The sequence below is a fragment of the Pleurocapsa sp. CCALA 161 genome (genome assembly GCF_003003995.1).
GTDB lineage: Bacteria > Cyanobacteriota > Cyanobacteriia > Cyanobacteriales > Xenococcaceae > Waterburya.
On record NZ_PVWF01000134.1, the window covers coordinates 1 to 10,776 of the forward strand.

At 39.1% G+C, this 10,776-nt stretch carries 11 protein-coding genes; 6 read left to right on the plus strand and 5 right to left on the minus strand.

Going from position 1 to position 10,776, the window contains the following annotated elements:
• Positions 1-610 precede the first annotated feature (610 nt).
• The gene (locus tag C7B62_RS21500; RefSeq protein WP_106242145.1) at positions 611-1,546 is read right to left on the minus strand and encodes a cation diffusion facilitator family transporter; all 936 of its coding nucleotides are present in this window, start codon (positions 1,544-1,546) and stop codon (positions 611-613) included.
• Positions 1,547-1,786: 240 nt separating this feature from the next.
• Between C7B62_RS21500 and C7B62_RS21505 the strand changes: the two genes are divergently transcribed.
• The 3 genes from C7B62_RS21505 to C7B62_RS21515 all read left to right on the plus strand — a co-directional run bounded on the left by C7B62_RS21505 (position 1,787) and on the right by C7B62_RS21515 (position 3,833).
• Positions 1,787-2,128 carry a hypothetical protein gene (locus tag C7B62_RS21505; protein ID WP_106242148.1) on the plus strand — a complete coding sequence of 114 codons (342 nt, stop codon included), beginning with the start codon at positions 1,787-1,789 and terminating at the stop codon, positions 2,126-2,128.
• Between the two features lie 159 nt (positions 2,129-2,287).
• On the plus strand, positions 2,288-3,343 hold the full coding sequence (gene mnmA, locus C7B62_RS21510; RefSeq protein ID WP_106242151.1) for a tRNA 2-thiouridine(34) synthase MnmA: 1,056 nt from the start codon (positions 2,288-2,290) through the stop codon (positions 3,341-3,343).
• A 61-nt stretch (positions 3,344-3,404) separates the two neighbouring features.
• The gene (locus tag C7B62_RS21515; protein ID WP_106242153.1) at positions 3,405-3,833 is read left to right on the plus strand and encodes a hypothetical protein; all 429 of its coding nucleotides are present in this window, start codon (positions 3,405-3,407) and stop codon (positions 3,831-3,833) included.
• A gap of 23 nt (positions 3,834-3,856) precedes the next feature.
• On the opposite strand, the gene C7B62_RS21520 is transcribed toward C7B62_RS21515, so the two are convergent.
• Complete coding sequence (locus C7B62_RS21520; protein ID WP_106242156.1) at positions 3,857-4,348, minus strand: GNAT family N-acetyltransferase; 492 nt, start codon at positions 4,346-4,348, stop codon at positions 3,857-3,859.
• Positions 4,349-4,523: 175 nt separating this feature from the next.
• On the opposite strand from C7B62_RS21520, the gene C7B62_RS21525 reads away from it, so the two are divergent.
• Complete coding sequence (locus C7B62_RS21525) at positions 4,524-5,948, plus strand: transglutaminase domain-containing protein (protein ID WP_106242158.1); 1,425 nt, start codon at positions 4,524-4,526, stop codon at positions 5,946-5,948.
• A gap of 145 nt (positions 5,949-6,093) precedes the next feature.
• Here the strand turns inward: C7B62_RS21525 and C7B62_RS21530 are convergent, their stop codons facing one another.
• Both C7B62_RS21530 and C7B62_RS21535 read right to left on the minus strand, forming a co-directional pair.
• Positions 6,094-6,948 (minus strand): DUF2267 domain-containing protein, encoded by an 855-nt coding sequence (locus C7B62_RS21530; protein WP_106242161.1) that lies wholly within the window; start codon positions 6,946-6,948, stop codon positions 6,094-6,096.
• A 160-nt stretch (positions 6,949-7,108) separates the two neighbouring features.
• The gene (locus C7B62_RS21535) at positions 7,109-8,401 is read right to left on the minus strand and encodes a pitrilysin family protein (protein ID WP_106242163.1); all 1,293 of its coding nucleotides are present in this window, start codon (positions 8,399-8,401) and stop codon (positions 7,109-7,111) included.
• 170 nt (positions 8,402-8,571) lie between these two features.
• Between C7B62_RS21535 and rsmD the strand changes: the two genes are divergently transcribed.
• On the plus strand, positions 8,572-9,108 hold the full coding sequence (gene rsmD, locus C7B62_RS21540) for a 16S rRNA (guanine(966)-N(2))-methyltransferase RsmD (RefSeq protein ID WP_106242169.1): 537 nt from the start codon (positions 8,572-8,574) through the stop codon (positions 9,106-9,108).
• Positions 9,109-9,146: 38 nt separating this feature from the next.
• Positions 9,147-10,127 (plus strand): glutathione S-transferase family protein, encoded by a 981-nt coding sequence (locus C7B62_RS21545; protein WP_106242166.1) that lies wholly within the window; start codon positions 9,147-9,149, stop codon positions 10,125-10,127.
• An 18-nt stretch (positions 10,128-10,145) separates the two neighbouring features.
• Here the strand turns inward: C7B62_RS21545 and C7B62_RS21550 are convergent.
• Positions 10,146-10,776: TonB-dependent receptor domain-containing protein (locus C7B62_RS21550; protein WP_146132166.1), on the minus strand; the 631-nt coding region annotated here is incomplete at its 5' end.

Sequence of the window (10,776 nt, forward strand, 5' to 3'; positions counted from 1 at the left end):
GTTGATGCCTAAGTAATATTTCGGCACATTCTATTAGTAAATTTCCCTCGCCAATTAAATAGCAATTAAATAAAAATTTATTATTTTGCATATATAAACTTTTTTGATTTATTACATTAAATTACTCGTATATGACTTTTTAATAATTTAATTATCTTTAATTTTTAAGCTTTAAGTTATTCTTTTATTCTCTTAACTTGGCAACATTATGTATTAATATTAATATAAGCCATGGTAATTTTAACAGAGTAAAGATAAAAAATAGAAAACGGCAGAAAGTTATCTGCTTAGTAAATCTAAAAATATAATTAATTTTTTATTACAAGTTTGTTGAATTTAGCGAATACTGCTACGCAGAAGCACCCCCATTCGGGGACAAGCCACCAGGGCATAACATCAGAAGCATCTAACTGTGAGGCTTTGACAATTTACGAATGGTGACTTTATTTACACCTAAGTAGCTAGGCATAATTAATTTAAAGACTTATGTGAGGTAGTGGAGTAGTGGAGATAGGGGAGATAGGGGAGAAAAATAAAAATCCGTTATTTGATATTTAATTTCACCCAGCTACTTATGTCTACTGAGAAAACTTTCCTCTCCTAACTTTCTCTACTTGATAGCTTCGCTACTGCCAAAGCTAATATCTTCTTCTTCATATTCGGGTGGTTCGACGTGAATTATCACCCTCACCGTACCAAAACTCTGTTCTAATTTCTCTTCAATCTGTTCGGTAATCTGATGCGCAACGACTAAATCATCAGTATTAACAATCAGGTGCATTTCAATAAATACCTGTCTACCCAACATTCCCCGCGAGGCAATATCATGACAGTTAATAACTCCTGGAACTTTCATCACTACATCATAAATTGCTTCTGGGGCGATCGCCATTTCATCAACTAGCCAGGGTAGATTTTCGCTAATTACTTCCCACCCACTATAAAAGACTAAAAGCGCTACTGGAAAAGCCAAAATTACATCTAGCCAGAGTAATTGGGGCAAATTAAACTTTTCTGCTTGCCATACTCCAATTAATCCAGCAATTACAATAATTGTCACCCAAATATCGCTCATTGTATGTTTGGCATCGGCAATCAAAATTGGACTGTTGACTTTTCTGCCGACATGACGTTCATAAAACGCGACAAAAATATTAATTCCTAGAATTACCAGTAATAACCATAGCTCTGTCGGCGATACTTTCACAGCAGCACTTTCAGAAGTAAAAAAAAGTTTTTCTACTGCACCGCGCAGAATTTCAAAACAGGCAATTCCCAAAAATGCAGCGATGCCCAATGCACCGATCGCCTCAAACTTTTGGTGTCCATAAGGATGTTCTCGATCTGGCTGGGGAGAGGAAAACCGATTAGTTACCAACCCTAAAATATTATTGACGCTATCTGTAACGCTATGGAGAGCATCTGCTTGCAGACTCAATGAGCCAGTAGCTATCCCCAAAGCAAACTTAAGACTCATTACAAACAAATTTAAAAGTAAAGTAAACCAAAGAACACGACGAACCTGTGAGCGATTATCCTGCACCATATTAAGAATAGAAACTTTCCCAAGATGCTTTGCTTTATAATCATAGTTTAAAAACTAGTTATAGTCTTTATTCTCCTGTGCTTGTAGCAATGTTGAGTTATTTAGAAAAAGGTAACTTATTGAGATATTTTCTGACAAATAAATTTTCAAATCTCTAAAATCTGATAGATTCAAACTAAGAATTTATTACGATTAATTAGCATTAATTCTTAGTTGTTAAATTAAATTAAGTTTTTAAATATGGCTCAGTTAACCCTCAATTTAGTTCAAGGGGCAGTTAGTTTTAGTTTTTCAGAAGAAGCTGCCAAACAGTTACAGACAGAAATAGCTACACTAATGCAAAGTCTGAAGGCGATCGCCACAGCTAATACTGGAGCGGGTAATCGTCCAGTGAAGCAAAAATCAATGGAATATCGCTATACAGGAGATGTATTTTTAGAAATTTTCTGTAATCCCAATATTTACCCTAGTCCTTTTGCTGCCAAAATTCTCCTGACGCTACGAGATGATCGCATCCGTTTAACTAGTGAAGCAGATCTGACTCAACTGATTGAAGATTTAAATATGTTTTTAGCCAGCTAAAATCGGGAAAATGATTTATTCTTACCAGAGAAATTAATTACAAGCAATAATATTGCTCGCGATTCAGGTTCAGGGAAGAGAGAAAATTTAGTATGATGAGCAATAATTAGCTAAATAAATCCAGCTTGAATAAACGTTAAATATTCTCGAATTAGTTTCATGAACAAAGTCGTTGTCGGCTTATCAGGTGGCGTAGACAGCTCAGTTGCAGCTGCAACTCTCCATCATCAAGGTTATCAAGTTATTGGTCTTACTCTTTGGTTAATGAAGGGTAAAGGGCAATGCTGCTCTGAAGGCATGGTAGATGCTGCGCAGCTATGTGAAGAATTAAAAATTCCTCATCATATTGTGGATAGTCGAGATGTTTTTCAAGAACACATTATTGATTACCTCGTCAATGGTTACGAAGTGGGAATAACTCCCCTGCCTTGTTCTCAATGCAACCGTGCCGTAAAGTTTGCGCCAATGTTAACTTATGCTCAACAAGAGCTAGGGACAGACAAAATTGCTACGGGACATTATGCCAGAATACAATACGACGACAATAGCGATCGCTATCAGCTCTTAAAAGCTGTAGATGCCAATAAAGATCAGTCCTATTTTTTATACGATTTAACTCAGGAATTATTGGCCGCTTCGGTTTTTCCCCTCGGCAATCAAACTAAAGAGGAAACCCGACGCATTGCTGCTGAATTTGGGTTAGCTACGGCAGAAAAGCCAGAAAGCCAGGATTTATGCTTGGTTGAAGCTCATGGTTCAATGCAGACGTTTTTAGACCGCTATATTAAGCAGAAAGAGGGGGAAATTGTCGACATGGCGGGGAATGTTTTGGGCAAACACACAGGTATTCACCACTACACCATCGGACAACGAAGGGGTTTGGGTATTGCTGCGCCAGAACCTCTGTATGTAGTTAAATTAGATGCGGTCATGAACCGAGTTGTTGTAGGCGATCGCCATGCAGGAGGGAGACTTGAATGTACTGCTGCTAAAATGAACTGGGTATCCATTGCTGAACCTACTACACCGATTCACGCCGAAGTCAAAATTCGCTATCGTTCTGCCTCTGTTCCTGCACAGATAATTCCTTTGGGTAACGCTCGGATCAAAATTATGTTTGAGTCACATCAGTTTGGTATCACCCCAGGACAAGCAGCAGTTTTATACCATGATGACATGGTTTTGGGTGGGGGAATTATTGAGCTAGCAGAATAGAATTGAGTTAGGGGAAGACGATGTTTTGCTTTCCCGATCAAGAATTTGCGAGCAATTAAATATGGAACGAGGATTGTTATGGCTACCATTACTGCTGGCGTTTATTTGGTTAGCCTGGAGTGGCTGGAACGAATATCATAAGCTAGAAGCCTACAAAATTTGGGCAGAAGATTTTGATAATGCCAAGTTTGATATCTACGCCGTATTAGGTAGAAAAGAAGGTCAAATTATTTGGGGAAAACCTACCCGTCGGGGTATGGTCGAGCTAGAAACTTTTTCTTTAGATGAGGTAAATCAGATCAATCTCCTGGTGAGCGATCGCCTTGTTGACGTAAACCTAGAAAATCTACCTAATAAAGGAAAACCTAGCCTAGAATTTGACTTCAAAAACCAAAAATCGATCCTGATTCCCTTTACCGACATTTTATTGGCAGCAAAATGGTGTAATTATTTGCGAGAAACCAAGCAAAATATGGCGAGTAGTAATTAATCTATGTTTTCTATTTGGAATGACTAGAGAATTAATTGATAAAATTCCAAGTCTAACCATTTACCGAATTTAAAACCTACCTGTTTAATGCTGCCACAGTGAGTAAAGCCTAGTGAACGATGTAGTTTAATGCTAATTGTATTCTCCGCATCAATACCGCCGATCATGGTATGGTAGTTCTGTTGCTTTGCCAGCAAAATTAATTCCTGTAAAAGCTTTTGACCAATACCTCTACGGCGACATTTAGTTTCTACATAAACTGAGTGTTCTACTGAATATTGATAAGCAGCATGGGTGCGAAAAGCTCCATAGGTAGCAAATCCCGCTAATCGACCGCTGTCTTCAATCCCAATGATGGGATAGTTGCGCTCTGCTTTAACTTTAAACCAAGCTTGAATTGTGGCTAAATTCCTCGGTTCATATTCATACAAAGCTGTGGAATTAGCGATCGCCTCATTAAATATATCTAGAATAGCCTGTCCATGAAGTTTGAATTGGCAAGTGATTATAGTCATTTCAATTAATTTCAGAGATGGTTATTTTGTATTAATGATTATGGTGAATCTTACTTGCTACTTCGCTATAAGTGCTACATGTCACAGAGTCGAGGTAACTGAGATCGTTTCGGGAAGGTATTCTTCGCCATTATCTTGAGAAATCACCAGTTTTATCGGGATAACGGATATTTTTATGACTACTAAAGGTAGTTTCAAGCGCAAACTAAGCCACAAAAAATATCATAGCCTCAGTCGTGGCTTGATGAGCGCTATTTTAGGCGGTACGTTATTAGTAACGGTTGGGAACGTTTATCGAGCAGTTAACTTTTCAGGACAGCAGCAATTAATCTCTTTACCATCAACTAGTTTTGCTAGTCAACAATACCAACCCATTCAGTTTGGCAATACCGACAATTTAGCTCGACAAGATTTTGCCCAGATTGATGCTTTAGCAAAACAGTTAAATTATTCTGGTTCATCGGTCCAAGAATTAGCCGATCTGCTTGCCAAAAATGCACCGACAGAAGCAGATAAGGCAAGAATCATTTACGCTTGGATTACGCAGCATATTAGCTATGATGTTGCTGCGTTTCACGAGGCGCTGAATAATAACAACTATCCCGATATTAATCCTGCTAAAGTTTTACGCGATCGCACTACTATTTGTTCAGGTTATAGTAATCTTTATCAAGCACTAGCCGAAGCAATGAATTTAAAAGCAGCAATTATCACGGGCTATGCTAAAGGGGCAACTCCAGTAAATGATGTCCGATTTCAGGATGTTAATCATGCTTGGAATAGCGTCAGTATAGACGGTGCTTGGTATTTACTCGACACAACTTTTGGTGCTGGAGCGGTTCAAGATGATCAGTTTACTTTTGAGTATAATCCCGATTATTTTGCGACTTCTCCCCAACGATTTTTAAATAACCATTACCCGCAGGATCAGGGTTGGCAACTTTTAGAGCGACCCTATACTAGAGCAGAGTTTGACAATTTACCCTATATTTCAGCTCTTTTTTATCGTCTAGGATTAGCCATAAGCAGTCATAGTAATTATCAAATTACTACTGCTAATCGCCTTGATATTCAACTCAAAGCACCACGCAATATAGTTGCGATCGCCGAATTAAAACAAAACAATTTAGAGCTAACCGATACTATTTTAGTTAATCGTCAGGGAGAAAATATAATTATTAGTGTTGCCCCTCCCAGTGCTGGTACTTATGACTTAACTATTTTCGCTAAACAAAAAGACGATCTAGAACAATATGGGGAGGTAATTAAATATCAGATTCAAGCGACTAATTCGGCTGCTGAATTACCCAAAGTTTACGGTCATTTTTATCAACATCAGGTGAGTCTAATTGAACCTTTATCAGCAGATTTAACTCCTAATTGGTCTACCTATTTTAATTTAGTTGTCCCTGAAGCTGTTGATGTTCAGGTAGTCGATCTCACGACACAACAGTGGACTCCGCTAAATGGATATGGAGATTACTTTTATGGTAATGTTGCCGTTAAATTTGGCAAAACTGCCGTAATTGCTCAATTTCCAGGAGATGATCGCTATTGGCAATTAGTAGAGTATCAAGCTGGCAATGCTGTATCTCAATAAATGTTTTAAAAGCTTACAGCTTAGAGCTTATAGCTTAGAGCTAAAAACTAGTTGGTAAACAACACACAACCTTAACTTGTCACGAACAGGAAAGAGGGAATTGTTGGCATCAAAGTAAACACTCTAAATAATTCCCTACTTCGTTTTAAGCGGCTTCCCACATATCCTTGATTTTACCAGGCAAGAATTTAGATACTTCTTGTATAGTATCTTCAGACAATTCTTCTTTGGTGGCAGCGAATACAGCATTAATTACTTTTTCGCCACTTGTCCCACGAGGCAAACCGCCTTCTTTTTCTACCCGAAAAATAAACGTGTCGGCATCGAACTTCAATGGTGGACGAACTTTACTCAACCAAGCAACTATCGGATTATCGTCTTTCCATAGATCGGCAATTTCATCCTGAAGTCTTTTGTTGGTAGCCCCTTCTTCGGCTTCTTCGTGTAGTTCAGATTCAACCGTCTTGGCTGCTTCAGTAGTCATCAGATCGCGCATAGTGCGATAAACTATCGTGCTTAAATCTCTGGCATCAAAAATATCTGGTAGTTCAGCTTTAAGAGCAACTTCTTCTAAAAAGGGCGTATATTTATCAACGATTGGACTAGATACACCTTTCATTAGTGCCTGGGGAGGATCTTTTTCCATCCGTTCCAGCATTTTTACCCCTTTTTCCGTTAATTGAGCTTTTTTGAACTTAATCAAATGAGGCAATGGACCATCTGGTGCGCCGAAGGTGTTGGCGACACGAAAATCTACTGTTTCTTCATCGATTAAATCGGGTACATCTTCTTGATTAGCATAGGCATTGCCAGAGAAGTCAGCAATAATGTACTGTTTCTGATTTAGATAGTCTAAATGCCCCAAAAAATCAGCGATCGTTAAATTTCTGCCAGTAAAGTCTGTTGCTTGGAAATCAACAGAATGAATCCCCTTTGAATCTTGTTCATGGATTTTGTTGAGCAAGATGTACATTACATCGTCTCTTAAGGATATAGTCATGAAATATTTTATTTAATTTTTATTTACAAAACCAATCCTATGAAAAGCACATTACTTGCTGCATCTACTTTTAGAACAATATTTGTTTGATAAGTTTATAACTATTGATAGATATTTGGTAGATATTTGATAGATATTACTGGTTAGTTATTCAATTCGACTACTCATTGCCCAGGGGTTTCATAATCACTGCGCCATAGGCATCAGGATTAAGATATTTTTGGGCTGCCGTTTGTAAATCTTGAGCCGATACGGACTGAATTTGCTCAGGATAAGTTAAAGCAGGGGCGAGATCCTGTAGCTGGGAATAGTAGTAGCCATAAAGGTTAGCGCGATCGCTAGGACGTTCGTTAGCAAAAATGAAACGATTGGCTACTTGAGTACGGATACGCTCAATGTCTTTGCTGGCGATTGGTTCGTTTTGAATAGTGCGAATCTGTTGAGCGATCGCCTGTTCTACTGCTTCAATGTTTTGCGTCGGTAAAGCAGCAGAGATATAAAACACTCCCTGATGGGTTTGAGTCATATTACTAACGCCAATCTGATTAACCAGACCTTTTTCTTCCCGTAATTCCCTAAATAGGCGAGATACTTTACCCTGCCCTAAGATTGCTGCCAGAATGTCTAAAGCATAAGTTTGATCGAGGTTTTCCATACCAGGCACGCGCCAGGTCATAATTAATCTTGCCTGCTGTAAACTTTCGTCGGTATTTTCGTGACGGACTATTTCTGTAAAAGGTTCTTCTGGGACTACGGCAGGAATATTATTTGGAAGAGATTCTGCACGAGAATGATAATGTTGTTCAAAGCTATTGCTGACAATCTCAATTAACTGTTTAACAGGTAGATTACCTACTGCAACTGCGGTCATAGAATTAGGCTGATACCAAGCACTATGAAAATCACGCATTTGTGGCGATCGCAAATTTTCAATTACTGATGCAGGCCCTAATACAGGACGGCGATAGGGCAATGTTTCAAAACAGGTTTCCATCGAACGAGTAAAGATCCGACGACTGGGACTGTCTTCAGAACGACGGATTTCTTCTAAAACCACTAGTTTTTCTCGTTCAAAAGCCTCGTTTTCTAGGCTGGGGTTGAGAAGTACATCCAGCTGTAGGGGTGTTAATTCTGCAAAATCTTGCGGTGCAGTGGTTATATAGTAATGAGTATAGTCTTGACTAGTGGCAGCGTTGGTTTCTGCACCTTTTTTTTCAATTAAATGCTCAAATTCACCAATCTCTAGGTTAGGCGTACCTTTAAATACCATATGCTCTAAAAAATGTGCCATGCCGTTGATTTCATTGCTTTCTTGTGCTGAACCAACATTAATCCAAACATTAAGATTAACGGCTTCGACAGGCATTTGCTCGGCAATAATAGTTAAACCATTATCGAGTTTACATATAGTTGGAGCGTTGAGTTGAGGCTGTTGCGTAAGAATAGAAGTCATTAACAATATTTTTGACTATACCAAGTATATAGAAAACTTAATAGTTATTCTAATCATTATTTACTGTGAGATCACTAGTTTATAAGTTACTTTGAGAATCATTTTTGCCTGAGTTCTAGAATTTTCTGAGCTTGCCAATGCTCAAAGACTTTTTGATTAAAATTAGTACTATGAGAATTTATGGAAATAGGCAACTGAGAACAGTTCCAGGACAAAGAACCCGTCCCACCGCAGCCAGGGTAAGAGAAGCTGTGTTTAACATTTGGCGCGATCGCTTGGTAGGATCTAGCTGGCTGGATTTATGTGCGGGGAATGGCTCGATGGGAGCAGAGGCACTTTGTCGCGGAGCAAACAGAGTCGTGGGGATTGAACAGTATGGGAAAGCCTGTAAAGTGATTGAGTCGAACTGGCAGCAAGTAATTCAGGCTGGACAATCCTATGAACTGATTCAGGGAGATGTCTTACTCAAAATTAAAAAGCTAACTGGACAGCAATTTGACTGGATTTATTTCGATCCTCCCTATGATAGTTATTTATACTTACCTGTCTTAAAAGCGATCGCTGCATTGGAATTAGTTAAAACCGAAGGTGCGATCGCTGTAGAACACAATCCTCAGCTATGGCAAGCCCAAGAAATACCTGGATTAGAAATCTATCGTACTAAATCCTACGGCAACACCACTCTTAGTTACTATGCTGTTAAGTAGATAAGATTACGCACTGCACTATAGTTAAATAAAAGCTGATGGCAAAGTCTCTTCCAGGTAAGTTAGTTGTTAAAACGGGCAAATTTGTCTGGACAACCATGTGGCAGATCATGATGTCCCAACTTGCACCGCGCAATCAAACAGGGGAGTATATTCGTCCCCAAAGCCAGTTTAGAAATTATCTTAGTACTCAAGCTGCTGCCGATCGCTACCGTTTATATGTGGGAATGGGCTGTCCTTGGGCGCATCGTACTCTAGTCACCAGAGCTTTAAAAGGGTTAGAAACAGCGATCGCTGTCTCGATAGTTTATCCTTCCCCCGACGAGGGAATCTGGGTTTTATCTGAGCCAGAATTAAATTGTGGCACTCTCCCCGAACTCTATCAGCTAGCTTATCCTGGGTATCAAGGGCGATCTACTGTACCGATTTTGTGGGATGACGAGACAAAAACAATTATTAACAACGAAAGTGCTGAAATTATTGAAATCCTCAATTCTCAGTTCAACCAATTTGCCCAATATCCCGACTTCGATCTTTACCCAGCTCAACAGCAAGCAGAAATAGACTTCTGGAACGAGAAAATCTACCGTACCGTTAATAACGGTGTCTATCGCTGTGGATTTGCTCAATCTCAACAGGCTTATGATCTTGCTAGTCAAGAGTTATTTGCGACTCTCGATGAAATAGAGCTAGTCTTAGCAACAAAACGTTATCTTTGTGGCGATCGCCCTACTTTAGCTGATGTCAGATTATTTACAACCCTGTTTCGTTTTGATATCGTCTACTATGGGCTATTCAAATGCAACCTGCGCCGTATAGCTGATTATCAAAACATGAGTGGATATCTACGAGATCTATATCAGTTGCCAGGAGTAGCCAAAACTTGCGATCTTGAAAGCGTCAAACGCGATTACTACGGCAATTTGTTCCCTTTAAACCCTGGTGGAATCATTCCTCTTGGTCCAGATATTGCCAATTTACTACAGACCCACCACAGAGAAACTATGGCAATCAACTAACAGAAGCAGAATTTAATTTTAAAATTGAACCCAGATTGTACCCAAAAGCGATCGCCTTGCCACTTCTTCATCCTCTATACCTGCGTTAAACAAATTCTGGAGGCTGATTGCTGCTCTAAAATTATCTTGAGAGTAAAAAATAGCTGCATCCGTTTGCAAATAACTAGGTAATGTAAAACTATTTTCTGCATCACTTGAGCGTTCTCCACTCCAGGTTACGCCACTACCAAAACCCAAGCCCTGCCAGAAACCTTGAGCAATTTCATAGCTAGTCCACAAACCACCGCTATGTCTTGCTAATCCTGCAATTGAACTACCGACTGTAATTACTTCGTCTTCGGTAACGCTGGCATCGGTATAGGTATAAAATCCATAAATCCACCAACCAGGACTAATTTCCCCTCTTAGTTCTCCTGTCCATGAATTACTAGTTTGCTCGTTAATCTGTAACTCAAAATCGGGTTCGTTGAGATCGGTAGTAGTAATATTATTTTGAGTTTCGTGATAGAAATAAACTGTTGCTAGCCAGTTAGCACTTAGTTCGGTTTCAATTCCTAGTTCAATCCCTTGATATATTTCACCCTCAAAAGGCTTGTCGTTAATATCTCTTCCTTTAATTGGTTCAGCAGCATAATTGATAGTACTAAAC